The 25,171-nt window shown below is 59.6% G+C and carries 26 protein-coding genes; 11 read left to right on the top strand and 15 right to left on the bottom strand.

Annotated elements, in window-relative coordinates:
* Positions 1 to 59: 59 nt before the first annotated feature.
* The 4 genes from GPL81_RS04390 to GPL81_RS04375 all read right to left on the bottom strand — a co-directional run bounded on the left by GPL81_RS04390 (position 60) and on the right by GPL81_RS04375 (position 4,104).
* Complete coding sequence (locus tag GPL81_RS04390) at positions 60 to 332, bottom strand: oxidative damage protection protein (RefSeq protein ID WP_007897448.1); 273 nt, start codon at positions 330 to 332, stop codon at positions 60 to 62.
* A complete protein-coding gene (gene mutY, locus GPL81_RS04385) occupies positions 329 to 1,396 on the bottom strand; it encodes an A/G-specific adenine glycosylase (RefSeq protein WP_160105340.1) in 1,068 nt (355 codons plus the stop codon). The genes GPL81_RS04390 and mutY overlap by 4 nt, the downstream gene beginning before the upstream one ends.
* A complete protein-coding gene (locus tag GPL81_RS04380; RefSeq protein WP_160105339.1) occupies positions 1,393 to 3,621 on the bottom strand; it encodes an AsmA family protein in 2,229 nt (742 codons plus the stop codon). Before GPL81_RS04380 ends, mutY begins: the two co-directional genes overlap by 4 nt.
* 78 nt (positions 3,622 to 3,699) lie before the next feature.
* Positions 3,700 to 4,104, bottom strand: a complete 405-nt coding sequence (locus GPL81_RS04375; protein WP_160105338.1) for an acetyl-CoA sensor PanZ family protein — start codon at positions 4,102 to 4,104, stop codon at positions 3,700 to 3,702.
* Between the two features lie 299 nt (positions 4,105 to 4,403).
* Between GPL81_RS04375 and GPL81_RS04370 the strand changes: the two genes are divergently transcribed.
* The 7 genes from GPL81_RS04370 to GPL81_RS04340 all read left to right on the top strand — a co-directional run bounded on the left by GPL81_RS04370 (position 4,404) and on the right by GPL81_RS04340 (position 10,214).
* Complete coding sequence (locus GPL81_RS04370) at positions 4,404 to 6,065, top strand: OFA family MFS transporter (RefSeq protein ID WP_160105337.1); 1,662 nt, start codon at positions 4,404 to 4,406, stop codon at positions 6,063 to 6,065.
* Between the two features lie 262 nt (positions 6,066 to 6,327).
* Positions 6,328 to 6,921, top strand: coding sequence for an imidazoleglycerol-phosphate dehydratase HisB (gene hisB / locus GPL81_RS04365; protein WP_024778052.1), 594 nt, complete (start codon positions 6,328 to 6,330; stop codon positions 6,919 to 6,921).
* Positions 6,921 to 7,559 (top strand): imidazole glycerol phosphate synthase subunit HisH, encoded by a 639-nt coding sequence (gene hisH / locus GPL81_RS04360; protein WP_160105336.1) that lies wholly within the window; start codon positions 6,921 to 6,923, stop codon positions 7,557 to 7,559. The genes hisB and hisH overlap by 1 nt, the downstream gene beginning before the upstream one ends.
* Positions 7,560 to 7,820, top strand: coding sequence for a DUF2164 domain-containing protein (locus GPL81_RS04355; RefSeq protein ID WP_096513865.1), 261 nt, complete (start codon positions 7,560 to 7,562; stop codon positions 7,818 to 7,820).
* 42 nt (positions 7,821 to 7,862) lie between these two features.
* Complete coding sequence (gene hisA, locus GPL81_RS04350; RefSeq protein WP_015093076.1) at positions 7,863 to 8,600, top strand: 1-(5-phosphoribosyl)-5-[(5-phosphoribosylamino)methylideneamino]imidazole-4-carboxamide isomerase; 738 nt, start codon at positions 7,863 to 7,865, stop codon at positions 8,598 to 8,600.
* Between the two features lie 9 nt (positions 8,601 to 8,609).
* A complete protein-coding gene (hisF, locus tag GPL81_RS04345; RefSeq protein ID WP_007897430.1) occupies positions 8,610 to 9,380 on the top strand; it encodes an imidazole glycerol phosphate synthase subunit HisF in 771 nt (256 codons plus the stop codon).
* Between the two features lie 78 nt (positions 9,381 to 9,458).
* Positions 9,459 to 10,214 (top strand): substrate-binding periplasmic protein, encoded by a 756-nt coding sequence (locus GPL81_RS04340; protein WP_160105335.1) that lies wholly within the window; start codon positions 9,459 to 9,461, stop codon positions 10,212 to 10,214.
* Here GPL81_RS04340 and GPL81_RS04335 read toward each other — a convergent pair.
* The 5 genes from GPL81_RS04335 to gpmI all read right to left on the bottom strand — a co-directional run bounded on the left by GPL81_RS04335 (position 10,195) and on the right by gpmI (position 16,754).
* A complete protein-coding gene (locus GPL81_RS04335; protein ID WP_160105334.1) occupies positions 10,195 to 11,457 on the bottom strand; it encodes a Vps62-related protein in 1,263 nt (420 codons plus the stop codon). The two genes, GPL81_RS04340 and GPL81_RS04335, sit on opposite strands and share 20 nt — an antisense overlap.
* A 112-nt stretch (positions 11,458 to 11,569) precedes the next feature.
* Positions 11,570 to 12,346, bottom strand: coding sequence for a divergent polysaccharide deacetylase family protein (locus tag GPL81_RS04330; RefSeq protein ID WP_160105333.1), 777 nt, complete (start codon positions 12,344 to 12,346; stop codon positions 11,570 to 11,572).
* A 2-nt stretch (positions 12,347 to 12,348) separates the two neighbouring features.
* Positions 12,349 to 13,668: a S41 family peptidase gene (locus GPL81_RS04325; protein ID WP_160105332.1), complete on the bottom strand. Its 1,320-nt coding sequence runs from the start codon at positions 13,666 to 13,668 to the stop codon at positions 12,349 to 12,351.
* A gap of 31 nt (positions 13,669 to 13,699) precedes the next feature.
* The gene (locus GPL81_RS04320) at positions 13,700 to 14,995 is read right to left on the bottom strand and encodes a murein hydrolase activator EnvC family protein (RefSeq protein ID WP_160105331.1); all 1,296 of its coding nucleotides are present in this window, start codon (positions 14,993 to 14,995) and stop codon (positions 13,700 to 13,702) included.
* Positions 14,996 to 15,224: 229 nt separating this feature from the next.
* Positions 15,225 to 16,754 (bottom strand): 2,3-bisphosphoglycerate-independent phosphoglycerate mutase, encoded by a 1,530-nt coding sequence (gene gpmI, locus GPL81_RS04315; RefSeq protein ID WP_160105330.1) that lies wholly within the window; start codon positions 16,752 to 16,754, stop codon positions 15,225 to 15,227.
* 154 nt (positions 16,755 to 16,908) lie between these two features.
* Between gpmI and GPL81_RS04310 the strand changes: the two genes are divergently transcribed.
* From GPL81_RS04310 to secB, 3 genes are read left to right on the top strand one after another with little or no spacing between them, the layout of a single operon-like run.
* On the top strand, positions 16,909 to 17,322 hold the full coding sequence (locus tag GPL81_RS04310; protein WP_096513859.1) for a rhodanese-like domain-containing protein: 414 nt from the start codon (positions 16,909 to 16,911) through the stop codon (positions 17,320 to 17,322).
* Between the two features lies 1 nt (position 17,323).
* Positions 17,324 to 17,578 carry a glutaredoxin 3 gene (grxC, locus tag GPL81_RS04305; RefSeq protein WP_085725502.1) on the top strand — a complete coding sequence of 85 codons (255 nt, stop codon included), beginning with the start codon at positions 17,324 to 17,326 and terminating at the stop codon, positions 17,576 to 17,578.
* Between the two features lie 56 nt (positions 17,579 to 17,634).
* Entirely contained in the window at positions 17,635 to 18,120 is a 486-nt protein-coding gene (gene secB, locus GPL81_RS04300) for a protein-export chaperone SecB (protein WP_096513858.1), read from the top strand.
* A gap of 107 nt (positions 18,121 to 18,227) precedes the next feature.
* On the opposite strand, the gene trmL is transcribed toward secB, so the two are convergent.
* On the bottom strand, positions 18,228 to 18,683 hold the full coding sequence (gene trmL / locus GPL81_RS04295) for a tRNA (uridine(34)/cytosine(34)/5-carboxymethylaminomethyluridine(34)-2'-O)-methyltransferase TrmL (RefSeq protein WP_096513857.1): 456 nt from the start codon (positions 18,681 to 18,683) through the stop codon (positions 18,228 to 18,230).
* Here trmL and GPL81_RS04290 point away from each other — a divergent pair.
* On the top strand, positions 18,682 to 19,122 hold the full coding sequence (locus tag GPL81_RS04290) for a hypothetical protein (RefSeq protein ID WP_160105329.1): 441 nt from the start codon (positions 18,682 to 18,684) through the stop codon (positions 19,120 to 19,122). The genes trmL and GPL81_RS04290 overlap by 2 nt on opposite strands.
* Before the next feature lie 464 nt (positions 19,123 to 19,586).
* Here GPL81_RS04290 and ntrC read toward each other — a convergent pair whose 3' ends face one another.
* The 5 genes from ntrC to glnA form a co-directional block, all read right to left on the bottom strand.
* Positions 19,587 to 21,023, bottom strand: a complete 1,437-nt coding sequence (ntrC, locus tag GPL81_RS04285; protein ID WP_160105328.1) for a nitrogen regulation protein NR(I) — start codon at positions 21,021 to 21,023, stop codon at positions 19,587 to 19,589.
* A complete protein-coding gene (gene glnL / locus GPL81_RS04280; RefSeq protein ID WP_160105327.1) occupies positions 21,020 to 22,105 on the bottom strand; it encodes a nitrogen regulation protein NR(II) in 1,086 nt (361 codons plus the stop codon). The genes ntrC and glnL overlap by 4 nt, the downstream gene beginning before the upstream one ends.
* A 220-nt stretch (positions 22,106 to 22,325) precedes the next feature.
* The gene (locus GPL81_RS04275) at positions 22,326 to 22,943 is read right to left on the bottom strand and encodes a DUF4124 domain-containing protein (RefSeq protein ID WP_246218881.1); all 618 of its coding nucleotides are present in this window, start codon (positions 22,941 to 22,943) and stop codon (positions 22,326 to 22,328) included.
* A complete protein-coding gene (locus tag GPL81_RS04270) occupies positions 22,940 to 23,446 on the bottom strand; it encodes a DUF4124 domain-containing protein (protein WP_160105326.1) in 507 nt (168 codons plus the stop codon). The genes GPL81_RS04275 and GPL81_RS04270 overlap by 4 nt, the downstream gene beginning before the upstream one ends.
* A 299-nt stretch (positions 23,447 to 23,745) precedes the next feature.
* Entirely contained in the window at positions 23,746 to 25,152 is a 1,407-nt protein-coding gene (gene glnA / locus GPL81_RS04265; RefSeq protein ID WP_160105325.1) for a type I glutamate--ammonia ligase, read from the bottom strand.
* Positions 25,153 to 25,171: the final 19 nt, after the last annotated feature.

The following is a 25,171-nucleotide window of genomic DNA, read 5'->3' as shown; positions in this document are numbered from 1 at the left end:
TTTTCAAAAAAAATTTAATTATTACCGTCGCTTACGATCCAACCCCCGATTTCACGGGCTTACTCGGCAGGCGGAACGTAGCCTTCGGCTTTGGCGTATTCCTCGCCGGAGAAGAACTTGTCCATTTCGCCCTGAAGATATTTACGGTCTTCGGCGTTCATCATGTTCAAGCGCTTTTCGTTGATCAGCAGGGTCTGGTGTTTCTGCCAGTCGGCCCAGGCCTTGGCCGAGACGTGGTCAAAAATGTCCTGGCCTTTGGCACCCGGGAAGGGCGCGCGCTCCAGGGCGGGCAATTCTTCTTTGTACTTGCGACACATGATGGTGCGGGTCATGACGACTCTCCTGCGTTCAATACGACGGCCGCGCGTTCGAGCAAGGTTTTGACCGGGGCGGCGAGGCCCAGGCGCGGCGGGGTGGCGAGGTTATACCAGAGCCAGTCGGCCTCGGCCACGTGATGGCCAACCTCCTGGACCTGAACCAGCCAGGGTTCGATGGACAACTGAAAATGGCTGAAGGTGTGCACCAGGCTCGGCAGCGCCTGCTGCGCGCCCAGTTCCAGCGAATGCTGCGCAGCCAGATGTTGCAGGTCGTCGAGGTCGTCGAGTTCCGGCAAGCTCCACAGGCCGCCCCACAGGCCCGTGGAAGGGCGACGGTAAAGCAGGATCGCACCTTCCCCGTTGGCGAGCATCGGCATCAGCGTGCGCTTCTGCGGGATGGCTTTGCGCGGCTTGGGGATCGGGTAACGGGTCTCCAGGCCCAACAGGTGCGCTTCGCAGCCCTTTTCCAGTGGACAGAGCAGGCAGCTCGGCTTGCTGCGGGTGCAGAGCGTCGCGCCGAGGTCCATCATCGCCTGGGTGTAGGCGTTGACCCGATTATGCGGTGTGAAGCGCTCAGCGTTGGCCCACAGCTGTTTGGCGACTTTCGGCTCGCCGGGGTAGCCCTCTTGCGCGGTAAAGCGCGCCAGCACCCGTTTGACGTTGCCGTCGAGGATCGGCGCGCGCAGGCCCATGCTGATACTGGCAATGGCGCCGGCGGTGGACAGGCCGATGCCCGGCAGGTCGGTGAGCTTTTCCACGTCCCGGGGAAATTCGCCGCCGTACTGCTCGACGACGATCTTCGCGGTCTTTTGCAGATTGCGCGCGCGGGTGTAGTAACCCAGCCCCGTCCACAGGTGCAGCACTTCATCCTCTGGCGCAGCGGCCAGGGCTTCGACCGTCGGCAGCGAGGCCATGAAACGGTCGAAGTAATTCAGCACGGTGCTGACCTGGGTTTGCTGCAACATGATTTCCGAGACCCAGACCCGATAGGGGTTGATGTCTTGCTGCCACGGCAAATCGTGACGGCCGTGGCGGTCGAACCAGTCCAGCACCGCCGTTGAAAACTGCTCGGATCTCATCGCTTGAAAAGCCCCTTGAGTGCATCTTTGAGTTCCGGGCTGACTTTGTCGCCAAGCTTTTCGTCGATTTTCTCGCTGATCCGCTCGCCAGCCAGTTTGCTTGCGACCTGACCCATGCGTTCGTTATCCAGTCGGCAGGCCTTGGCGCCCAGTTCCAGGGGGCCGCGGCAACGCAGCGGCCACTCGATGCCGACGAATTTCTCGCCCACCTGACAGGCCGGGTCGGGCATGTCGCTCTTGTCGCCTTCGACGATGATGCCTACTCGGTAGTCCATGCCCAGCACCCGCAGATCGACATCTCCGTCGCCATTGACGGTCATGCCCGGGATGCGCACTTTCAGGTCCGGGTTGCTCGCCACACCGTTACGGAAACTCAGGTTGCCCTTGAGTTCCTGAAAGGGTGTGTCTTTGCCCCGCGGCTCACTGCTGAGGGTTTTGCGGTTGAGCGTGGCGATGCCTTTGCACAGCTGTTGTTCGAGGTTGGCGTTGAGCAGCACGCCATTGTTGATGACGAAGCTGGCGTTACCGTTGAGGGTTTCGATCAGTGCTTTCTGGCTGTTGCCACTGCCGGTCAAGGTGCTGTTGAGTGTGACGAGGCCTTTGACCGGTGGATTTTTGCCCTGGCTTTCGAGGATTTTCTCCGCCGGTACCCGGCTGATCTGCGTTTGCATGTTCAGCACGGGCGCCTGCTGGCGCACATCGAGAGTGCCCTTGGCTTCGAAGTTACCCTCGTACAGATCGCCCCGCAGGTTCGTCAGCGTCAGCAAGCCACCTTGGCCGTTGGCTTTGAGCGCGGCGTTGTGGATCGGCAGTTTTTCCAGGGTCAACTGGCCGAACGTCAGATCGGCGTCCACATCCAGTTTGCTCAGGCGCTCCACCGGTAACAGGCGTTCATTGCTCCACGCCTCTTTGGTTGGCGCTGGCGGCAGCGGTGTGCTGCCGGCGCCCGCCAAGGCATTGGCTTCGGTGCTGGCGACTTCGGCCTGGCGCACCTGTTTCGCGCTGTTGGCTTCGGCCGACTTTGGCGGCAGGTAACGGTCAACGTTGAAGGTGTCCGCCTTGAGGGTTGCACGCAGCGATTGCTTGGCGAAATCCTCCACGGCGATGCGGCCGCTGAAGGTGCTGTCGTCGACCTTCAGGTTGATGTCATCCAGCGTGAGGCTGGTGGGGTTAGCTGCGACGCGGCTGACCAGTTCGACCTTGCTCAGGCTGCCTTCGCCCATCGCCGGGAGTTTCTGGCCAATGCTGTCGACGAATTTCGCCAGGTCGAACTGGGCAATCGACAGGCCACCGCTGACTTGCGGGGTCTTGTCGAGGTCATTGACCTTCAGCTCGCCCAGTGCGCGCAGTTGGTTGGCAGAGATCTTGATGCCGGTCCATTCAGCGACATTGGCGGCCTTGTCCAGCAGCAGTTGGCCCTGGGCGGCGAAGGTCATGGTCTTGCCTTGCAGGGGATCGCCGGCGACTTCACCGGACAGCTTCATGTCTTCGAGCTTGTAGCGCTGCAACGCGCGCTCGAAACGCAGCTCTCCGTTGAGTTCGGTGCGCACCCGCAGGACCGGTTGGTTGGTGCCCAGAAATGCAGTGAGCTTGACTGGAATGTTGGTGGAGTCATGCACCGGGCCAGTGCTCAACTGGATGCTTTCCGCGCTGAACTCACGGCCGGTTTTTTCGTCGCTGTATTCGACGCGGGCGTTGTTGACGGTCAGGCTGTCGATGTCCAGGCGAACCGGTTGAGCCGGTTTCTCTGCTTGAGCGGTGGTTTGTGCTTCAGGCGCGCCGGTGGTGGCGGGAGGTGTGCCAGTGGTGTTCGCAGCGGTGGGCACCTTGCCGATGTCCTCCCAGTTGCCATGACCGTCCTTGTCGCGGTTCAGGCGCAGGTTCAGGCCTTCGACGCGCACGTCGCTCATCTGCACTTCCCGGCGCAGCAGCGGCAGCACGCGGACCGACAGGCCGAGCATCTGCAAATCGGCGAACGGCTCGGCGGGTTTGGCCAGGGTCGCCACAGCGGCGTCATGCAGCTCAAGGCCCAGCCACGGGAACAGGCTCCAGCCGATATCGCCATTGAGCGTCAGCTCGATGTGGGCCTTGTCGCGGGCAATCTGGCGGATCTCGTCTTTGTAGTCGTTGGGATCGAAGAGGTGGGTCAGGGCAAAGCCCAGCGCCACAATGATCAGCAACAACCCGAGAAGTACCAGACCCAGGATTTTGCCGAACGCTTTCATGGGCGAGTCCTTGTAGTTAGTCGAATTCGAAATTTAGCCGAGGAGTATAGCGCTCCAAAACGGACGACCGGTCAGCGATCACTCGGGCAGCGTATCCAGTGGCACCTTCAACTTCGCCGCCAGGGCCTGGGCCTCCAGGTGCCCGGCGGGTGCCAATAGACGCAGGGTGGCGCCTGATTGCGCAGCCATGGTTTGTGCTTCTCGCACCAGGCGTTCCGCGACACCACGACGCCGAGTGATTTTTCGCACACACAATTGAGACAAATGCCAAACGTCCGGGTGCCGTTCCAGGCGGGCCGCACCCAGCAGTCGATCATTGAAACGTCCGGCAATCAACGAACCTTCCAGCAGGCAGGTTTCAATCAATTGTGCGTCTCCTGTAAACGGCTCGAACAGCCACTGGGGTGCGTCCCGGTAGATTTTCTGCAGATCCTGCTGATCTTGAGCAGTGGCTTCGTTCAACAACTCGACAACGATGGGCATGGAGATTCCTGTGAGCTTGTGTGAGAGCTACCGAAGGCTGCGATCTTTTGATCTTCTAAAAAATCGCAGCCTTCGGCAGCTCCTACAGGATAAGAGATCAGATAACGTACAAAACGTGATGTCAGTTTGGTTTTTATGTCACGTGCAAATGCTAACCTTCGCCCGTTCGTCGGTCGCTTCTGCGACTTTCTGTCGCACCGAAATGAAGCTTCACCCTGAAAAAACGGTCATGCCTGCGTGCATCAAGGCTGGGAGTGAAGAATGGCTGGCGAACCATACTAATAATTGGGGGATAAACAATGACCACGAGTATCGCGGTGGACGGCTATGCCGGCCAGCCCTCGTTCCTGTCCAAGGAGCGGATCATCGCCAGGCCCGGTTTTAACCGTTGGCTGGTGCCACCGGCCGCGCTGGCCATCCACCTGTGCATCGGCATGGCCTACGGTTTCTCGGTGTTCTGGCTGCCACTGTCCAAGGCGCTGGGCATCACCAAAGCGGTAACCTGCGCGCCGGACATGAGCTTCATCGCTCAAGTCTTTTCGTCGCAATGCGACTGGCCGATCTCGATGCTCGGCTGGATCTACACCCTGTTCTTCATTTTCCTGGGTTGCTCGGCAGCCATCTGGGGTGGCTGGCTGGAACATGCCGGGCCGCGCAAGGCTGGCGTCGTGTCGGCGCTGTGCTGGTGTGGCGGCCTGCTGATTTCGGCGCTGGGTATCTATACCCACCAGATCTGGCTGATGTGGATCGGCTCCGGGGTCATCGGCGGTATCGGCCTGGGCCTGGGTTACATCTCGCCGGTGTCGACCCTGATCAAGTGGTTTCCGGACAAACGCGGCATGGCGACCGGCATGGCGATCATGGGCTTCGGCGGTGGCGCGATGGTCGGTGCACCTTTGGCAACGGCGTTGATGAGCCACTTCGGCTCGTCAGAAGGCGTTGGCGTATGGCAAAGCTTCGTGGCGATGGCGGCGATCTACTTCGTGTTCATGATCGGTGGCGCGCTGTCCTATCGGGTTCCGCCAACCGGCTGGAAGCCTGAGGGCTGGACCGCCGGGGCGAAAAAAGCCTCGAACGCGATGATGACCAACCGTCACGTGCACGTGAACGTTGCGTGGAAAACGCCGCAATTCCGCCTGGTATGGCTGGTGCTGTGCCTGAACGTATCGGCCGGTATCGGCATCCTCGGCATGGCCTCACCGTTATTGCAGGAAGTCTTCGGTGGCAAGTTGCTGGGTAATGACCTGGCGTTCGGCCAACTGGATGCCGCGCAACTGGCTTCGATCGCGGCGATCGCTGCCGGCTTCACCGGTTTGCTGAGCCTGTTCAACATCGGTGGCCGGTTTTTCTGGGCCTCGTTCTCGGATTACCTGGGCCGTAAAAACACCTACTTCGCGTTCTTCGCCCTGGGCTTCGCACTGTATGCGCTGATTCCGAACCTTGGTCATTTGGGCCATATCGCGCTGTTCGTGGCGGCGTTCTGCGTCATCCTGTCGATGTATGGCGGCGGTTTTGCCACCGTTCCGGCTTACCTGGCCGACTTGTTCGGTACGCAAATGGTCGGCGCGATCCACGGTCGTCTGCTGACAGCATGGGCGGCGGCAGGCGTGTTGGGTCCGGTGTTGGTGAACTACCTGCGGGAGTATCAGCTGAGCATCGGCGTTGAACGTGCCGCGGCTTACGACATCACGTTGTACATCCTGGCGGGTCTGCTGGTGTTGGGTTTCATCTGCAACCTGCTGGTACGCCCGGTGGCCGACAAGTACTTCATGACGGACGCTGAACTGGCTGCCGAACAGGCGCTGGGTCACGACAAGGGGGCTGACAGCAGCACCGTGCTGGAGTGGAAAGCGGCTGCGGGTACCAAGCCTTTGGCGGTGGCTGCGTGGCTGGTGGTGGGTATTCCGTTGGCGTGGGGTGTCTGGGTGACGCTGCAGAAGACTGCGGTCCTGTTCCACTAAGTAAAGGCAGTACTCCTGTAGGAGTGAGCCTGCTCGCGATAGCGGTCTGACAGTCGACAGAAATGTTGAATGTGAGGGCCCCATCGCGAGCAGGCTCACTCCTACAGTTGTTTTGGGGTGTCCGAAATGGCTTGTATGGACATGTCTATCCCCGACGGCATGGGGTTCTATCCGTCAGTGATATCACCTCCCGTGTTTCTGTTTGGCGTCCGCACCCCTATAATGGCTGCCTTTTTCGCCCAATGATTTTGCGGAGCTGGTGATGGCCGAACGTAAGGCGTCAGTCGAGCGCGACACTCTGGAAACCCAGATCAAAGCCTCGATCAACCTGGATGGCACCGGAAAGGCCCGGTTTGATATCGGTGTTCCTTTTCTTGAGCACATGCTCGACCAGATCGCCCGTCACGGGCTGATCGACCTGGATATCGTCAGCAAAGGCGACCTGCACATCGATGACCACCATACGGTGGAAGACGTTGGCATCACCCTGGGTCAGGCATTCACCCAAGCCATCGGCGACAAGAAAGGCATCCGTCGCTACGGTCATGCCTACGTGCCGCTCGATGAAGCACTGTCGCGTGTAGTGATCGACTTCTCCGGCCGTCCCGGCCTGCAGATGCACGTTCCGTATACCCGTGCCACGGTCGGCGGCTTCGACGTTGACCTGTTCCAGGAGTTCTTCCAGGGCTTCGTCAACCACGCCAACGTCACCCTGCACATCGACAACCTGCGTGGCCACAACACCCACCACCAGATCGAAACCGTGTTCAAGGCTTTCGGCCGCGCGCTGCGCATGGCTGTGGAGCTGGATGACCGCATGGCCGGTCAGATGCCATCGACCAAGGGCGTCCTGTAATGCAGACAGTTGCGGTTATCGATTACGGCATGGGCAACCTGCACTCGGTGGCCAAGGCCCTCGAGCACGTCGGTGCCGGCAAGGTGCTGATCACCAGCGATGCGAGCGTGATTCGCGAAGCCGACCGGGTGGTTTTCCCCGGCGTTGGCGCGATTCGCGATTGCATGGCGGAGATTCGTCGCCTGGGCTTCGATTCGCTGGTGCGTGAAGTCAGCCAGGACCGTCCATTCCTTGGTATCTGCGTCGGCATGCAAGCCTTGCTCGACACCAGCGAAGAGAACGACGGCGTCGACTGCATTGGCCTGTTCCCGGGCGCGGTGAAATTCTTCGGCAAGGACCTGCGTGAAGACGGCGAGCACCTGAAAGTCCCGCACATGGGCTGGAACGAAGTGAAGCAGACGGTGAATCACCCGCTATGGCACGACATTCCGGACATGGCCCGATTCTACTTCGTGCACAGCTACTACATCGCGGCCGCTAACGCCCGCCAGGTGGTGGGTGGCGGTCACTACGGTGTCGATTTCGCCGCAGCGCTGGCCGATGGCTCGCGTTTCGCCGTGCAGTTCCACCCGGAGAAGAGCCATACCCATGGCCTGCAACTCTTGCAGAACTTCGCCGCGTGGGACGGTCGCTGGTAAATGGCCGCCAAGAAATCCAAGCCGCCGATCCTGACCCTCACTCCTGAACAAGAGAGCGAGGCCAATCACAAGATCAAGCGCTTCATGGAGGAGCGCTTCGAACTGGACCTGGGTTCGTTCGAAGCGGCGGAAATTCTTGAGCTGTTTACCCGTGAAATTGCTCCGCACTATTACAACAGGGCGATTTTCGATGTGCAGACGCACCTCAAAGAGAGGTTCGAAAGCATCGAAAGCGACCTGTGGGCGCTCGAGAAAAACTGATTTCCGAGCCAAGCTGAACATTCAATTTTGAAGGTTTGCCAGATGCTGATTATTCCCGCTATCGATCTCAAAGACGGTGCCTGTGTTCGTCTGCGCCAGGGCCGCATGGAAGATTCCACAGTGTTCTCCGATGACCCGGTGAGCATGGCTGCCAAGTGGGTGGAGGGCGGTTGCCGTCGTCTGCATCTGGTCGATCTGAACGGCGCATTCGAAGGCCAGCCGGTCAACGGCGAAGTGGTCACCGCCATTGCCAAGCGCTACCCGAACCTGCCGATCCAGATCGGTGGTGGTATCCGTTCGCTGGAAACCATCGAGCACTACGTGAAAGCCGGCGTGAGCTACGTGATCATCGGCACCAAGGCCGTGAAAGATCCGGCCTTCGTCGCCGAAGCCTGCCGCGCCTTCCCGGGCAAGGTGATCGTTGGCCTGGATGCCAAGGACGGTTTCGTCGCCACCGACGGCTGGGCTGAAATCAGCACCATTCAGGTGATCGACCTGGCTAAACAGTTCGAAGCCGACGGCGTGTCCGCGATCGTTTATACCGACATCGCCAAAGACGGCATGATGCAGGGCTGCAACGTACCGTTCACTGCCGCGCTGGCTGCTGCCACTTCGATTCCGGTGATTGCTTCCGGCGGCATCCACAACCTGGGTGACATCAAGACCCTGCTCGACGCCAAGGCGCCAGGCATCATCGGTGCCATTACCGGTCGTGCGATCTACGAAGGCACCCTCGACGTCGCCGAAGCGCAAGCTTTCTGCGATTCGTACAAAGGCTGAGGACTGACCATGGCGCTGGCCAAACGCATCATCCCTTGCCTGGACGTGGACAACGGCCGGGTGGTCAAGGGTGTGAAATTCGAAAACATCCGCGACGCCGGTGACCCGGTGGAAATCGCCCGTCGCTATGACGAGCAGGGTGCCGACGAGATTACCTTTCTCGACATCACCGCCAGCGTCGACGGCCGCGATACCACGTTGCATACCGTCGAACGCATGGCCAGCCAGGTGTTCATTCCGCTGACCGTCGGCGGTGGTGTGCGCACGGTGCAGGACATTCGCAACCTGCTCAACGCCGGTGCGGACAAGGTTTCTATCAATACCGCAGCGGTGTTCAACCCGGAATTCGTCGGCGAAGCGGCGCAGCATTTCGGTTCGCAGTGCATCGTCGTTGCCATCGACGCGAAGAAAGTTTCCGGTCCTGGCGAAACCCCGCGCTGGGAAATTTTCACCCATGGCGGTCGCAAGCCGACCGGCCTCGACGCTGTCGAGTGGGCGAAAAAAATGGAGGGCCTGGGTGCCGGTGAAATCCTGCTGACCAGCATGGACCAGGACGGCATGAAAAACGGCTTCGACCTTGGCGTCACCCGTGCGATCAGCGATGCACTGGGGATTCCGGTGATCGCTTCCGGCGGTGTCGGCAATCTGCAGCATTTGGCCGATGGCATTCTCGAAGGCCACGCCAGTGCAGTGCTGGCGGCCAGTATTTTCCACTTCGGCGAATACACCGTGCAGGAAGCCAAGGCTTATATGGCTCATCGCGGCATCGTGATGCGTTAAACAAACCGATACAGGCCAGTGGACATCATGGCGGGCTCAAGGCACTCTTGGGTACGCCATGGATTTCGGTAGCCAGACATGCTTAGACGCCTTCTTCTAGCCCTCGCCAGTGCTTCCCTGTTGTTCGTCAGTGGAGTGCAAGCTGCAGACAATCCCGACACCGAGATGGTGTTGCTGACGGAAAACTTCCCGCCGTACAACATGGCGAAGAACGGCAAGAACTTCGCTCAAGACGAAAACATCAATGGCATCGCCACCGATATCGTCCGTGAAATCTTCAAGCGCGCCGACATTAGCTACAGCCTGACACTGCGTTTCCCCTGGGAGCGAATCTACAAACTCACCCTGGAAAAACCCGGTTACGGCGTATTCGTCATGGCGCGGCTTCCGGATCGCGAAAAGCTTTTCAAATGGGTCGGCCCCATCGGCCCGGACGACTGGATCATGCTGGCCAAGGCCGACAGCAAGATCACTCTCGAAACCCTGAATGACGCACGCAAATACAAGATTGGCGCCTACAAGGGCGATGCGATCGCCGAGACGCTGGCCAAACAGGGGCTCAATCCGATCGTCGTGCTGCGCGATCAGGACAACGCGAAGAAACTGGTCAACGGCCAGATCGACCTCTGGGCTACAGGTGACCCGGCCGGCCGTTACCTGGCTCGACAGGACGGCGTGACCGGGCTCAAGACGGTGTTGCGCTTCAACAGCGCCGAACTTTATCTGGCGCTGAACAAGGACGTGCCGGACGAGACCGTTGCCAAGCTGCAGGCTGCGCTGGATCAACTGCGCAAGGAAGGTGTGGTGGACGACATCATGGCGCGGTATCTGTAGCGCTTGGATACTCGATCCAGTGCAAGCTGTCGCTATCGGCGTAAACGACGCTGATTGCCTCTTGTTCACCGTCTTCGCTTAGCAGATCGTAGCGACTCGCTAATTGATAAACCGCCAGCATTTTGTTTTTTGGAACGATGGCGGCGACGGCTACCGTATTCGAAGTTTCCCATCCGTTGGATGAGGTTTCGGTGCGTGTGAACGCCTTGCTCAATTTTGCCGAAAATTGAATGGGGCGGTGGGTATCCGAGGCTTCGGCTCGCCATTCTGTGTCGAACTTGATAGAGGTGATGCCGCTGAATATCCGCACGTCCTCGTGACTCAGCGTTCGAGGCGCTGTCCATTTGAACAGCTTGCTCTGGTCTGCAGTGTTATGGCCATGTCCTATAAGTCTGTATTGGTCTTTTCTTTCCAGGCGGTAATGCGTTAATTGGCTTAAATCATCGAAAGCTGACGTGGGGTACTGGTCTACCGCAAACCAGGGAATCATCGCAGCCTGCGTGGCTTGGGATGTCTCAGGTGGTGTGGGAGCCTCGAAGTCCGAGATGACTGGCGCTACAGGTGCGGTATTGGTTCGGACCTGGATTTTCATGCGTAATGCATAGGTGAGATTTCCCGCAGGTTTGCTGCCACTGCCGTCACTGACAAAGGTGCCAGGCGCAAAGTAGATTTCACCTGCTTTTGCGGCCGGAAGTGAGATGCCCCAGGCGCTGAAGTTATGCATGAGGCCGCGACCCTCGCTCCAAATCAAGTCGCCGACATAGGACGCGATCACCAGGTCCGCCCGCATGCAACGTACCGCGTGCACTGAAGGTTTTTCCGGGCCCATAGAGCACACCAGTCCAAGTGCCACATAGCCATCGGGAGGGATCGGGCGCCACAGGATGCAGTTTTTATTCGCCCCTGAACCTGAATCATTCCAAACCTGTTCATAGTCATTGGGTCGGCTGAGCGCGCTACCTCGCGCCGGGTCTTCGCTCGGCGAATCTCCCTCGCGCACAACGGCCACCACTTTGACTCCGTTGATGTCTTCGTGTCCGGGAACAATGACGTCTCCCAAAGGGAAAAAGCCCGGCAGCAAATCAGGGGCAGGGGTTGGATGCCAAAAGGTTGCGGGTTCTGAGCGGGAGCCCGTGGAATCCCAGACCTGCCGGAACTCGCTTGTAAAGTTGATCAGCAGGTTATCGACTTTTATCGACGCCATTTGCCTTGGAGGCGTTGTAACACTGTTTTCGGTGGTCATAGTCATTCCTGATATTGAAAAGCGGCTTAGGGCCGCGACCTGTTGCAGGTCTCAATATCGGGAGTCGGATAAGGCGCCAGGCGGTAACTATGTATAGGTGTATAACCGGTTATTACCGATAAATTCCGTCTTTTCCGTGAGCGTTCATGGCGCGATTGCCGCGCACGCTGATCATCTGCCGGATATCGATCCACTCAATCCCTTGCGCCTTGAGCTTCGGCAATTCCCGTTCCAGCACCGCCAGTGTCTGCGGATACGGATGGCCGATCATGACCGCCGAACCCTGCTTGCGCGCCAGGTCGATCGCGATCTGCAATTGGGTGTAGATCGCTACTTCGGTACGCTCGTCATCGAGAAAAACATCCCGCGAAACACTTGCCAGATCTATCTTCTGCGCCTGTTGTGCGGCCACGGTCTGCGCACTGGTTCGGCTGTCGACAAAAAACTTGTGGCGCTGCTGCAACTCGGCCATCAGCCACGCCATGGCGACCGGCTGAGCGGTCATGCGGCTGCCCATGTGGTTATTAATGCCAGCGGTGTAGGGCACCATTTTGAATGCTGCGTTGAGGCGTTTCTCAAGCTCTTCGATGGAAAGCTCGGGATGCCAGGCGAACGGACCGGTGGCCGGGTCCATGGGCATGTGCAGGATGACGATTTTGCCGGCGCGATGAGCTTCGCGGGCGAATTCGGTGGCGTGGGGTGTGTCGGGCATGATCGCCGTGGTCACCGGGCCAGGCAGGGCCAACACGCGGCGATCCCGAGGCAGGTTCTGTCCCAGGTCATCGATGATCAGGCTCAGGTAGGCCTTGTGAGGCGTCGACACGGCGGGTTCGGCGTGAACCGAACCCACCAGGCAGCACAACAGGACGAGGATGAAGCGCAGACCCATCCTCAACGGCCGGACGTGATGCTCAGCCCTTTCAGCAGGCTCAGGGCCTGGGCCAGTTGGTAATCGTCATCCTGCGGCATTGCCTTGGCCTTGCCGCTGGAACCTGTCGGTTTGTCGGCGCCGCCGTTGCCATTGCCCAGGTGGCCTTGTAGATCGGCTTCCTTGAAGTAGTCGCCGTCCTGCTCGCTGGTGATCTTGGCCTTGCGTACTTCGATGTCCGGGACGATGCCCTGGGCCTGGATCGAGCGGCCGTTCGGTGTGTAATACAGCGCCGTGGTGATTTTCAATGCGCGCTCGTTGTTCAGCGGCAGCACGGTTTGCACCGAGCCCTTGCCGAAACTGGTGGTGCCCATGACGACCGCGCGTTTCTGATCCTGCAAGGCACCGGCGACAATTTCCGAAGCCGAGGCGCTGCCGCCGTTGATCAGCGCAACCATCGGCACGGCTTCGCTTTCGTCCTTGCCGGTGGCCGAGAAGCGCAGTTCGGAGTTGGCGATACGACCCTTGGTGTAGACGATCAAGCCCTTGGTGATGAAATGGTCGACCACCTCCACCGCCGCTTGCAGTACACCGCCCGGGTTGTTGCGCAGGTCGAGGATGATGCCGTTGAGCTTCTTGCCGTTGTCCTTGCGCAGTTTCGCCAGGGCCTTCGAAACCTCGTCACCGGTCTTGACCTGGAACTGGGTGATGCGGATGTAGCCGTAGCCGGACTCCAGCAACTGGCTCTTCACGCTTTTCACTTGAATGATCGCACGGGCCAGGGTCACGTCGAACGGTGTGCCGCCGTCGCGCACCAGGGTCAGGGTGATTTTCTGGCCGATCTTGCCGCGCATCTTGTCTACGGCTTCGGTCATGCTTTGGCCGCGGGTTGGCTGGCCGTTGATCTTGACGATAAAGTCGCCCGCCTGGATGCCCGCCTTGGAGGCAGGGGTGTCATCGATTGGCGATACCACCTTGATGAACCCGTCCTCGGCGCCGACTTCGATGCCCAGGCCGCCGAATTCGCCACTGGTGCTTTCCTGCAACTCGGCGAAATCTTCCGGTCCCAGGTAGGCTGAGTGCGGATCAAGGTTGCTGAGCATGCCCTTGATGGCATTTTCCAGCAGGGTCTTGTCGTCCACCGGCTCGACATAGGCCGCTTTGATCCGATCCATGACCTCGGCAAAGGTGCGCAACTCTTCCAGAGGCAATGGTGCCTTGGTGGTCGCAGCAGTACCCGCAGGCGCGACAGTCGGGGCCGGTTGAGCGGCAAACGCCAGAGGCGCGCCGATCACCAGGGCGATCGTCAGGGCCAGCGAGGTAAGGCGGGACAAATGCAGCATGTCGAACGAACTCCTGAATTAGGCGGCACGCTTATCCTTGCGCGCGGCACCATTGCGCCGGATCACTCGGGTGACCCTGCTGACGAATCGCAAAATACAGCGCTGGTGTGTCCTGCCCGCCACTGTTACCGACAGTGGAGATGGACTCACCGGCTTTTACCACGTCACCCGCAGACTTGAGCAGCGTCTGGTTGTGACCGTAAAGACTCAAAAAACCGTTGCCGTGGTCGAGAATCACCAGCAGCCCCGCACCACGCAACCAGTCGGCGAAGACCACGCGACCGCCGTGCACCGCATGCACCGCACTGCCGGCCGATGCGCCGATCATCACACCGTCCCACTTGGTCCGGGCATCGTCGCCACGGCTTTCACCGAAGCGTGCCAACAGTCGACCGTCGACAGGCCATGGAAGTTTGCCGCGGGTTGACGCAAAAGGTCCGCCAAAGGTCTCGCCGGAGCTTGAAACCAATGCGCCAGGTGTCGATTTAACCGGTTTGCGTGGGGCATCGTCGCTGGCATCTGCCTGCGCCTGGGCCTCACGTAAACGCTTTTTTTCGGCTTCCTGCTGGGCTATCAGCGCTTTTTGCCGCGCTTCTTCTGCCTCACGAGCCTGTCGGGCCAGGGTTTCTTCAATGGTTTTAAGGACTTTAGACAGGTCTGCCTGATCCTGCTCGCGGGCTGCCAGTTTCTGGTCGCGGGCCTTCACGTCGTCATTGAGCTTGGCCAGGACTTGCTGGCGTTCCTGGCGGACTTTGTCGAGTTCGTCGCGCTGGCTGTCGAGGCTGCTTTTCTGCACCAGCAACTGCGCCTGTTGTTTGGCGATGTCCTGCTCGACGTTGGCCAGTTGGCGCAGGGTTTCGTTGAAGTTCTTCAGCTGCTCCAGGCGGGCCTGGCTCAGGTAGTCGTAATAGGTGAGGGTGCGGGCGAATTTTTCGGGGTTCTGCTGGTTGAGCAGCAGCTTCAGGTATTCCTGGCGACCATTCTGGTAGGCCGCCCGGGCCTGGATGGCGATCAGTCTTTGCTGTTCAGTGCGCGCGCTCTGGAGTTTTTTTTTCTCGGCATCGAGTCGCTGCAGCTCGGATTCGCTCTTCTTCAGCTCTTTCTGCAGGGCGTCGACCTGCTTCTCGAGCTTGCCCATCTCGGTCTCGGTGCCCTTGAGGTCCTTCTGCACGCCGGACTTCTCTTCCTGCAGCTTACCCAGCAGTTTCTTCAGCTCGGCAATGTCCTGACGCGTGGCGTCCAACTGTTGTTGGGTTTGCGCACGCTCGTCAGCGAAGGCCGGTTGGAGCAGGCAAGTCAGAGCAAGGGCTATCAGGACGCGAAGCATAGAGGCGGGCGACACCAGGGAAAGGGACAGCCTAGTATGCCCGCCCCACGCTGCAAAAAAAACGCCCAATTGGGGCTGTGTGATAACTGGCCTCAAAAACACCGCAAAACCAATGTGGGAGCGGGCTTGCCCGCGATCGCGTCTGATCATTCAACATAGATGTTGGATGTTAGATTGCTATCGCTGGCAAGCCAGCTCCCACAGGGTTTTGCAGTGTTTTGACGGGCGATTACACCAAGATTGAACTCCCGGTCATTTCCGCCGGTTTTTCCAGACCCAGCAGCTTCAGCATGGTCGGCGCCACGTCCGCCAGTACGCCGCCTTCGCGAACCTTGAGGTCACGCTTGCCGACATAAATGAAGGGCACGGGTTCGGTGGTGTGCGCGGTGTGTGCCTGGCCGGTGGTTTCGTCGGACATTTGCTCCACGTTGCCGTGGTCGGCGGTGATCAGCGCTTCGCCACCGACTTTTTCCAGGGCGTCGACGATACGGCCGACGCACAGGTCCAGGCACTCGACGGCTTTCACCGCCGCTTCGAACACGCCGCTGTGACCAACCATGTCGCCATTGGCGTAGTTGACGACAATCACGTCGTAACGCTGGTTTTCGATGGCATCGACGATCCGGTCGGTCACTTCCGGCGCACTCATTTCCGGTTGCAAGTCGTAAGTAGCGACTTTCGGCGACGGGATCAGGATGCGCTCTTCGCCCGGGAACGGTTCTTCGCGGCCGCCGGAGAAGAAGAAGGTCACGTGAGCGTATTTTTCGGTTTCAGCGATACGCAACTGGGTCTTGCCGTTCTTCGCCAGGTAATCGCCCAGCACGTTTTCCAGGCTGCCGGCGGCGAAGGCCGACGGTGCGGGGATGCTGGCGGCGTATTGGGTCAGCATCACGAAACCGGCCAGTTTTGGCTGACGGCTGCGCTCGAACTCCTTGAAATCGTCTTCGACGAAGACACGGGTCAGCTCGCGGGCACGGTCGGCGCGGAAGTTCATGAACACCACGGCGTCGCCGTCTTCGACTTTCACCGGTTCGCCGATGGAAGTGGCTTTGACGAATTCGTCGCTTTCGCCACGCTCGTACGCGGCTTGCAGGCCTTCCTGGGCGGTGGCGGCGTTGAATTCGCCGTTGCCGTCGACGATCAGGCCGAATGCCTGGGACACGCGGTCCCAACGGTTGTCACGGTCCATTGCATAGTAACGGCCAATGAGGCTGGCGATGCGGCCTTTCCCCAGCGCCTGGAAGGTGGCGTCGAGCAGTTCGATCGACGATTGCGCGCTTTTCGGCGGCGTATCGCGGCCGTCGAGGAAGGCGTGCAGGTAGATTTTTTCCGCGCCGCGTTTGGCAGCCAGTTCGGCCATGGCGACCAGGTGATCCTGATGGCTGTGTACGCCGCCATCGGACAACAGGCCCATGAAGTGCACGGCTTTGCCGGCAGCCACGGCTTTATCCACCGCGGCGCAGATGGTCGGGTTCTCGAAAAACTCGCCGTCACGGATCGATTTGGTCACGCGAGTGAAGTCTTGATACACCACGCGGCCGGCGCCAAGGTTCATGTGGCCGACTTCGGAGTTGCCCATCTGGCCATCCGGCAGGCCGACGTCCATGCCGCTGCCCGAGATCAGGCCGTTCGGCACGGTGGCCCACAGGCGGTCCAGTACGGGCTTCTTCGCCGCAAAAATGGCGTTGGATTCAGGGCTTTCACTATGACCGAAGCCGTCGAGAATGATCAGGACCAAAGGTTTGGGCGTGGTAGTCATGGAATCCGCTCTGGCTTGAGTTAAAAAGGGGCGATGGAAAAAGGGAGTCGCAGTTTAAAGCGAAGTTCCGGCCACGTCACCGCCGGACGGGGTTTGGCCCACCATGGGGGCTGTGTATACTGGCCGACATTTTAACGCCCTGGAACCTCCTTCGATGGTTGCTCACCTGATTGAATTTGCCACTAACCACTACATTCTCGTCGGTATCTTCGTCGTACTGCTGGCCCTGCTGATTGCCTATCAGATGCAAGGCGGTGGCCGCAGCCTGAGCACCGCCGAGCTGACCGCTCTGGTCAACAAAGACGCCGGTGTGGTGGTGGACATCCGTCCGAGCAAGGATTACGCCGCCGGTCACATTGTCGGCGCCGTGAACATTCCCCAGGACAAACTGGCCGCTCGCATCGGCGAACTGGAAAAACACAAGGCCAAGACCATCATTCTGGTCGACGCCCTGGGCCAGACCGCCGGCACCCACGCTCGCGAACTGATGAAGTCCGGCTTCACCGCCGCCAAACTGTCCGGTGGCGTTTCCAGCTGGAAAGCCGACAATCTGCCGCTGGTGAAGTGATATGAGCAGCGTCGTCGTCTATTCCAGCGATTACTGCGGTTATTGCTCGCGAGCCAAACACCTGCTTGCAAGCAAAGGCGTGGCCTTCGAAGAGATCAAGGTCGATGGCAAGCCACAGGTGCGCGCCGCAATGGCTCAGAAAGCCGGACGTACGTCCGTGCCGCAGATCTGGATCGGCAGCACCCATGTAGGTGGTTGTGATGATTTGTTCGCCCTTGAGCGCGCCGGCAAGCTCGATGCGTTGCTCAAGGCCTGACTGCCTTACCCAAAATAAGCAAACCTAAAAGACCCCTGGATCAAGAAGGATCTGCGATGACTGACCAACAGAACACTGCTGCGAACGAAGAAGAAACTGCACCGCAATTCTCCTTGCAGCGCATTTATGTGCGTGACCTGTCCTTCGAAGCCCCGAAAAGCCCGGCGATCTTCCGCCAGCAGTGGGAGCCGAGCGTCGGTCTGGATCTGAACACCCGTCAAAAGGCGTTGGAAAACGACTTCCACGAAGTCGTCCTGACCCTGTCGGTCACCGTGAAGAACGGTGAAGAAGTGGCATTCATCGCTGAAGTACAGCAGGCCGGGATCTTCCTGATCAAGAACCTGGACGACGCTTCGATGAGCCACACCCTGGGCGCGTTCTGCCCGAACATCCTGTTCCCGTACGCTCGCGAAGCGCTGGACAGCCTGGTGACCCGTGGTTCGTTCCCGGCACTGATGCTGGCTCCGGTGAACTTCGACGCGCTGTACGCGCAAGAGCTGCAGCGCATGCAGGCGGCGGGCGAGACGCCGACCGTTCAATAATCTGCGCTGCTGAAAATCGCGGGCAAGCCCGCTCCCACAGGATTGTGCAAAACCTGTGGGAGCGGGCTTGCCCGCGATTGTTTCTGTCAGGCGAAAATGATTTCGGACTATTTGAAGCCGTTCTGCCGCCAGGCCTCGTAAACGGCGACCGCCACGGTGTTGGACAGGTTCAGGCTGCGGCAACCTTCACGCATGGGCAGGCGCAGGCGTTGGTCGGCGGGCAGGGCGTCCAGGACTTCGGCAGGTAACCCGCGGCTTTCCGGGCCGAACAGGAACGCATCGCCCTCCACAAAACTGGCGTCGTGGAACGGCCGCGAGCCCTTGGTGGTGAAGGCGAATACGCGCGGGTTGCCCAGGCTTTCCAGGCAACTGGCCAGGTCCGCGTGGCGCTGCAGGGTGGCATACTCGTGATAGTCGAGACCGGCCCGGCGCAGGCGCTTGTCGTCCATCTCGAAGCCCAGCGGTTCGATCAAATGCAGGTGGCAGCCACTGTTGGCGCACAGCCTGATAACGTTGCCGGTATTCGGTGGAATTTCCGGTTGGAAAAGGATGACGTGAAACATGCACGGCTCCGAAGGTAAAGATGTGCGGCATTCTACGCCGCAACCCGACAATCGTTCGAAACTATTCCCGCGAGTGATGGCTTCGCTGGCGATTGTCGGGGTGATGGTGGGGATGATGATCGGTCGCCTGACGACGCCCGACCCCAGCGAATTGCAGCAGGTCGAGGTGACGAATGACGGGCTGGTGGTGTGGTTCAACAACGAACCCAAGACCCATGGCGAGATCGTCGACGGTAGCGTCGCCTTGCTGTTCGAAGCGCAAGGCAAGGCGCAGCAGGGTCAACTCAAGCTCAACGACAAGAGCGTGAACTGGCGAGTGCGGTTGAGTGATGGGGGCTTATTGCTGACGGTGGTGGCGGCCCGTCCCCTGCAGGGCGACTGGGCCGGCAGCGAGGTCGATGACCGTTGGCGGCTGGAGATCCATCTCCGGGAGCAATAAAAGAGGGTATCCCCGGCCTGCCTGTACCAAGGACCCCAAAACGGCAGGGCTCGTCGCTTGTGCGGTGTGAGCCCGATGTAAAGAGGGGAATCCCCGGCCTGCCTGTACCAAGGTCCCCGAAACCGGGTAGTGATCTGAACCACTGATGAGACTATTGCAGGGGGCGTGCCAGGTTTTAACAAGCTGAAACAAAAAGTCGCGTATATGCGTTGAAGGCCCCGTTATTCGGGGCTTTCGTGTTTTTTCGATAGGGGTTCGGTTGCGAACTTAGGCGGGGTTTCGGATCAGTGATCGTGCGCGATTGCGGTTCACGGTGCCTTTCTGCGGTGCACTGGATCCTTAAAAGCATCGCGGGCAAGCCTTGCTCCCACAGGTGAGGCGCCATTTCAAAATTGGCGTATCACCTGTGGGAGCAAGGCTTGCCCGCGATTGGATCTGAAGTACGACGATAACTCTAAGGTTGTTTAGCCCTCATCGCCCTCATCATCATCCCCGCCATCCACCTTCATCCCCAGCTCCTTGATCTTGCGCGTCAGGGTATTACGCCCCCAACCCAGCAAGACCGCAGCGTCGCGCCGACGACCTGCGGTGTGCTTGAGAGCGGTTTCAATCATGATCCGCTCAAACGCCGGCACCGCGCTGTCCAGCAGGCTCGACTGACCACGGGCCAGCGCCTGGTCAGCCCACTGGCGCAGTGCCTGTTCCCAGTTGGTGACCGGCGCCGAATCCTGCGGCAGGTTCAGCAACTCAGGTGGCAGGTCGCCGATGTGCACTTCGCGACCCGAAGCCATCACCGTGATCCAGCGGCAAGTGTTCTCCAGCTGGCGGACGTTCCCCGGCCAAGGCAGGTTCTTCAGGTATTCCTCAGTCTCGTTTTTCAGCAGTTTCGGCTCGACGGCCAGTTCCTGCGCGGCGCGGCTGAGGAAGTGCTTGGCCAGTGTCGGAATGTCTTCGCGGCGGTCCGACAGGCGCGGGATGTGGATACGGATAACGTTGAGGCGGTGGAACAAGTCTTCGCGGAACTTTCCGGCGTGCACCAGGGTTTCCAGATTCTGGTGGGTCGCGGCGATGATCCGTACATCGACCTTCACCGGCACGTGCCCGCCAACCCGATAGAACTCGCCATCGGCCAGCACCCGCAACAGACGGGTTTGGGTATCGGCGGGCATGTCGCCGATTTCATCGAGGAACAGCGTGCCGCCATCGGCTTGCTCAAAGCGCCCGCGACGCAAGTTGGCGGCACCGGTGAACGCGCCTTTCTCATGGCCGAACAGCTCGGATTCCATCAGGTCTTTCGGGATCGCCGCCATGTTCAGCGCGATGAATGGAGAAGCCGCGCGCGGGCTGTGGCGGTGCAGGGCATGGGCCACCAATTCTTTACCAGTGCCCGATTCACCGTTGATCAGCACGGTGATGTTGGAGTGGCTCAAGCGCCCGATGGCGCGAAACACTTCTTGCATCGCCGGTGCTTCGCCGATGATTTCCGGCGTGCGGGTCAGGGGCGGGGCGACTTCCAGGCCTTGCTGTTCCTGGGCGTGCTGGTTAGCGCGCTTGACCAAAGAGACCGCTTCGTCGACGTCGAACGGCTTGGGCAGGTATTCGAATGCGCCGCCCTGATAGGACGCGACAGCGCTGTCCAGATCGGAGTGCGCCGTCATGATGATCACTGGCAGCCGGGGGTGTTGTTCGCGAATCCGCGCCAGAAGGTCCAGGCCGCTGGCACCGGGCATGCGGATGTCGGAGATGATCACGTCCGGCTGCTGGCGCGCCAGGCGGCTCATCACGCCATCGGCGCTGTCGAAGCTTTGCGTGGTCATGCCTTCCTGTTGCAAGGCTTTTTCCAGGACCCAACGGATAGAACGGTCGTCATCGACGATCCACACGGTTTCACTACGGCTCATGTCGATGTGGCTCCTTGTTCCAGTGGCAGAAAGATCGAGAAGGTGGTGTGGCCGGGGTGGCTGTCACATTCGATCAGGCCCTGGTGCTGGCTGATGATGTTCTGGGTAATGGCCAGGCCCAGCCCGGTACCGTCCGGACGACCGCTGACCATGGGAAAGAAAATGGTTTCCTGAAGTTCCGCAGGTATGCCGGGACCGTTGTCGATGATTTCGATCTTGGTCACCAGGCGATGACGCACATGGCCGATGGTGAACTGACGCATGGCGCGGGTGCGCAGGCTGATGCGGCCCAGGCGCAGCTCGTTCTGGCTGCTGATGGCTTGCATCGCGTTGCGCACGATGTTCAGCACGGCCTGGATCATCTGTTCACGATCGATCAAAACGTCGGGAATGCTCGGGTCATAGTCGCGCACCAAGGTGATGCAGCCCTGGCTTTCGGCCTCGACCAGATGGCAAACGCGCTCCAGCACTTCGTGGACGTTGCACATGGCCAGCGACGGCAGCTTGTTGGAGCCGAGCATGCGATCCACCAGGTTACGCAGGCGGTCGGCCTCTTCAATGATCACGTTGGTGTAGTCGCGCAGGCTTGCTTCCGGCAGCTCGCGGGCCAGCAATTGCGCCGCGCCGCGAATGCCGCCCAGCGGGTTCTTGATTTCGTGGGCGAGGCCGCGCACCAGCATCTTGCTGGTTTCCTGTTTCGACAGCTGCGCCTCTTCCTTGGTGATCCGCAGCAGGCGGTCGCGGGGATGGACTTCGAGCAGCAGAAGCGTTTCGCCACTGCTCAGGATCGGCGTGACCGCGTAATCCACCGTCAGGGTCTGGCCGGTGAGGGCGGTCAGCATCGCTTCGCGCTTGGTGAACGGATGAGCCTGCTGAACCGCCTGGCGCAAGGAATTCAGGGCCTCGGCGGATTCGGTGAACAACTCGCTGATGAATTGGCCATGGCTACGCTGGCCGCTGATGGCCAGGAGCATCTCCGCCGCCGGGTTCATGTACTCCAGGCGCAATTCGGCGTCGAGCAGAATGGTGGCGGTCGTCAGGTTGTCGAGTAGCAAACGATGCAGTGCGTCGCTGATGGTCATTCAGGACCTCTTTTGGCGCATGAATAAAGAGCTGATGCGAGGAAACTGCAAAAACCAAACCAAGGCTCCGAAAAGAAGCGCTCAGCGCCTGAAACGGGCGTTTGACGCTCGATTGCGTGGCGTGCGGTCAGCGTTGGCGGGTACTTTCGAACCAAAATGGGTTGGAATTCGAGCGCGGTGCAACTAATCGCACCAATATAGTGCGCAAAGCTGAACAAGGTTAGAAGAACGGCAGGAAATGGTTTTTTTCTTCGGCGGGCTTGTCGATGAGCGGGCATTCCGGCCGTTGACCGTAGTCACTGAGGGCGCATGGATTGACCTTGCGTTTCTGGGCCAGGGATATGCGCTGCATGTGGAAGGGCTGGTTGGCGGTGCGCTCGACGGTTCGTCCCTGGTCATCGAGGATCTCCACGGACAGCTGATGGGGGCCACGGTCGATGTTGTTCAGCGCAAAGACCGGGCTTCGGCCAGGTTCGGCGGTGGGCTGACCATCAAGCAGCAATCGATAGCGATGACCCCGCTGCAGACCTGGTTCGCTGGTGACGCTGACGATGATCTCGCCGGCGGTGCTGCGCACAGTGGCGTCTGGTTCGGGCACCAGGATGCGCAGCATGTCGTAGCGGGGCAGCGATTTCTTCTCGGGTTTACCTGCTGTCGCGGTGGCGGGGGCAATATCGGTTGCGGGCATTCGATTGCTTGTCGTCAGCGGTACGCGTTTGGCGTTGCCGGATTTTGGCTGGTCGGTAAAAACCCGATTGCCCTGGGCGTCGACATAGGTGAAAACCTCCGCCGATGCGGGCAGTGCGATCAGGCAGGTGACCAGCAGCCACGCCTTCAAGGTTTGTGCACCCGTTGCACGGTAAAGGTCACGGTAGGGCTTTGCTGGATCACGGTTTCGCCATCGATCACTTGCACGGCGAGACTGTGCAGACCGCGGTCAATGTTCACCAGTTGCAGGATCGGCACGTTGCCGGGTTGGCCATAAGGTTGCTCGTCCAATAGCAGCCTGAATAGATGCGGGCCATGCAGGCGTGGCTTGATCAGCACGTTGACGGTGAACGTGCCGTTGTTGGCGCGCAGGGCTTCAGTGGTGGGCAGGCCGCTGAGTTCCAGCACCTCGTAGGCGCTGCGGGGCTGTTCGCGGGCTTCGGCTGGCGCAGGTTTGCCGGTTGGCTGCGTTTCGACACTGTTGAGTGGCGGCAATGCGACCGGCTGAGCCTTTACGCCATCCGGCGGCTGGCTGCTGTAGGCGGTATTGCCATCGGCGTCGGTGTATTTGTAGATCTGCGCTGCAGCGGGCAGGGCGATCAGCAGCAGGATGAAGAGAAAGCCACGACCCATAAAATCGACCGGAAATGAAAAAGCATTGGGGGGCAGCATAGGTCAGGGGCGGTGGTTGGCACAGCTTGTTAACAATTGGATATGGATATGCCCAACTCTCCCTATCACCACAAATCCCTGTGGGAGCGGGCTTGCCCGCGATAACGTCGGCACAGCCAGCATTAATGCGGCAGACAATACGCAATCGCGGGCAAGCCCGCTCCCACAGGGATTTTTGTCAGTCATAGAATCGCGGGTATAAAAAAGGCCTCCCGAAGGAGGCCTCTTTTTGTCACGCCGCTTGCGCAGGCGCTACCGGATCAGCAGCTGTAGTACAGCTCGTATTCCAGTGGGTGTACGAAAGTACGTACCTTGATTTCTTCTTCGCTTTTCAGGGCGATGTAAGCGTCGATGAAGTCGTCGCTGAAAACGCCGCCTTTGGTCAGGAACGCACGACCTTTGTCCAGCTCTTCCAGGGCTTCTTTCAGGCTGCCGCAAACTTGTGGGATCTCTTTGGCCTCTTCAGGCGGCAGGTCGTACAGGTTTTTGTCAGCAGCGTCGCCAGGGTGGATCTTGTTCTGGATGCCGTCCAGGCCAGCCATCATCAATGCCGCGAAGCACAGGTACGGGTTGGCTGCTGGATCCGGGAAGCGCGCTTCGATACGGCGGGCTTTCGGGCTCGACACGTAAGGAATGCGGATCGAAGCGGAACGGTTGCGAGCCGAGTAGGCCAGCATTACCGGTGCTTCGAAACCTGGAACCAGACGCTTGTAGGAGTTGGTCGCCGGGTTGGTGAAGCCGTTCAGGGCCTTGCCGTGCTTGATGATGCCGCCGATGAAGTACAGGGCGGTATCGGACAGGCCGGCATAACCTTCGCCTGCGAAGGTGTTCTTGCCGTCTTTCCAGATCGACATGTGTACGTGCATACCCGAGCCGTTGTCGCCGTACAGTGGCTTAGGCATGAAGGTAGCAGTACGGCCGTAGGCGTCGGCAACGTTGTGCACAACGTACTTCAGGGTCTGGGTTTCGTCGGCTTTCTTCACCAGGGTGTTGAACTTGACGCCGATTTCGTTCTGGCCGGCAGTTGCCACTTCGTGGTGGTGAACTTCGACGGTCAGGCCCATTTCTTCCAGTGCGTTGCACATGGAGGTACGGATTTCGTGGTCATGGTCGAACGGCGGAACCGGGAAGTAGCCGCCTTTGACGCCAGGACGGTGGCCTTTGTTGCCGCCTTCGATGTCTTGGTCGGACATCCACGAACCTTGTTCGGAGTAGATCTTGAACATCGAGCCGGAAATGTCGGACTTGAACTTCACTTGGTCGAAGATGAAGAACTCTGGCTCTGGACCGCAGAACACGGTGTCACCCAGGCCGCTGGCCTTCAGGTGCTCTTCGGCGCGCTTGGCGATTGCGCGTGGGTCACGATCGTAGCCGAGCATGCTCGAAGGATCGACGATGTCGCAGACCAGGATCAGGGTCGGCTCTTCGGTGAACGGGTCCAGAACAGCAGTGGAGTCGTCCGGCATCAGGATCATGTCGGAGGCTTCGATGCCTTTCCAGCCAGCGATGGAGGAACCGTCGAACATTTTGCCGACTTCGAAGAAGTCTTCGTCCAGCCCGTCACGAGCCGGCATGGTCACGTGGTGCTGAGTGCCTTTGGTGTCCGTGAAGCGCAGATCAATCCACTTGACGTCATGATCTTTGATGAGTTGAACCGACTTCGACATAGTGTCCTCCGGGTGGATT

Source organism: Pseudomonas izuensis (assembly GCF_009861505.1).
Taxonomy (GTDB): Bacteria; Pseudomonadota; Gammaproteobacteria; order Pseudomonadales; family Pseudomonadaceae; genus Aquipseudomonas; species Aquipseudomonas izuensis.
This window is presented reverse-complemented; position numbering and strand designations above follow the sequence as displayed.

Excerpts from the sequence above, each read along its gene's own strand:
- secB (WP_096513858.1), top strand. The coding sequence starts at position 17,635 with ATGACTGACCAACAGAACACTGCTGCGAACGAAGAAGAAACTGCACCG.
- glnL (WP_160105327.1), bottom strand. The coding sequence starts at position 22,105 with ATGACCATCAGCGACGCACTGCATCGTTTGCTACTCGACAACCTGACG.
- gpmI (WP_160105330.1), bottom strand. The coding sequence starts at position 16,754 with ATGACTACCACGCCCAAACCTTTGGTCCTGATCATTCTCGACGGCTTC.
- GPL81_RS04290 (WP_160105329.1), top strand. The coding sequence starts at position 18,682 with ATGCACGGCTCCGAAGGTAAAGATGTGCGGCATTCTACGCCGCAACCC.
- GPL81_RS04330 (WP_160105333.1), bottom strand. The coding sequence starts at position 12,346 with ATGGGTCTGCGCTTCATCCTCGTCCTGTTGTGCTGCCTGGTGGGTTCG.
- hisF (WP_007897430.1), top strand. The coding sequence starts at position 8,610 with ATGGCGCTGGCCAAACGCATCATCCCTTGCCTGGACGTGGACAACGGC.
- glnA (WP_160105325.1), bottom strand. The coding sequence starts at position 25,152 with ATGTCGAAGTCGGTTCAACTCATCAAAGATCATGACGTCAAGTGGATT.
- hisA (WP_015093076.1), top strand. The coding sequence starts at position 7,863 with ATGCTGATTATTCCCGCTATCGATCTCAAAGACGGTGCCTGTGTTCGT.
- GPL81_RS04375 (WP_160105338.1), bottom strand. The coding sequence starts at position 4,104 with ATGCCCATCGTTGTCGAGTTGTTGAACGAAGCCACTGCTCAAGATCAG.
- GPL81_RS04340 (WP_160105335.1), top strand. The coding sequence starts at position 9,459 with ATGCTTAGACGCCTTCTTCTAGCCCTCGCCAGTGCTTCCCTGTTGTTC.
- GPL81_RS04380 (WP_160105339.1), bottom strand. The coding sequence starts at position 3,621 with ATGAAAGCGTTCGGCAAAATCCTGGGTCTGGTACTTCTCGGGTTGTTG.
- hisB (WP_024778052.1), top strand. The coding sequence starts at position 6,328 with ATGGCCGAACGTAAGGCGTCAGTCGAGCGCGACACTCTGGAAACCCAG.
- GPL81_RS04310 (WP_096513859.1), top strand. The coding sequence starts at position 16,909 with ATGGTTGCTCACCTGATTGAATTTGCCACTAACCACTACATTCTCGTC.
- GPL81_RS04270 (WP_160105326.1), bottom strand. The coding sequence starts at position 23,446 with ATGGGTCGTGGCTTTCTCTTCATCCTGCTGCTGATCGCCCTGCCCGCT.
- GPL81_RS04320 (WP_160105331.1), bottom strand. The coding sequence starts at position 14,995 with ATGCTTCGCGTCCTGATAGCCCTTGCTCTGACTTGCCTGCTCCAACCG.
- GPL81_RS04325 (WP_160105332.1), bottom strand. The coding sequence starts at position 13,668 with ATGCTGCATTTGTCCCGCCTTACCTCGCTGGCCCTGACGATCGCCCTG.
- trmL (WP_096513857.1), bottom strand. The coding sequence starts at position 18,683 with ATGTTTCACGTCATCCTTTTCCAACCGGAAATTCCACCGAATACCGGC.
- mutY (WP_160105340.1), bottom strand. The coding sequence starts at position 1,396 with ATGAGATCCGAGCAGTTTTCAACGGCGGTGCTGGACTGGTTCGACCGC.
- grxC (WP_085725502.1), top strand. The coding sequence starts at position 17,324 with ATGAGCAGCGTCGTCGTCTATTCCAGCGATTACTGCGGTTATTGCTCG.
- GPL81_RS04355 (WP_096513865.1), top strand. The coding sequence starts at position 7,560 with ATGGCCGCCAAGAAATCCAAGCCGCCGATCCTGACCCTCACTCCTGAA.
- GPL81_RS04335 (WP_160105334.1), bottom strand. The coding sequence starts at position 11,457 with ATGACCACCGAAAACAGTGTTACAACGCCTCCAAGGCAAATGGCGTCG.
- GPL81_RS04370 (WP_160105337.1), top strand. The coding sequence starts at position 4,404 with ATGACCACGAGTATCGCGGTGGACGGCTATGCCGGCCAGCCCTCGTTC.
- ntrC (WP_160105328.1), bottom strand. The coding sequence starts at position 21,023 with ATGAGCCGTAGTGAAACCGTGTGGATCGTCGATGACGACCGTTCTATC.
- GPL81_RS04390 (WP_007897448.1), bottom strand. The coding sequence starts at position 332 with ATGACCCGCACCATCATGTGTCGCAAGTACAAAGAAGAATTGCCCGCC.
- hisH (WP_160105336.1), top strand. The coding sequence starts at position 6,921 with ATGCAGACAGTTGCGGTTATCGATTACGGCATGGGCAACCTGCACTCG.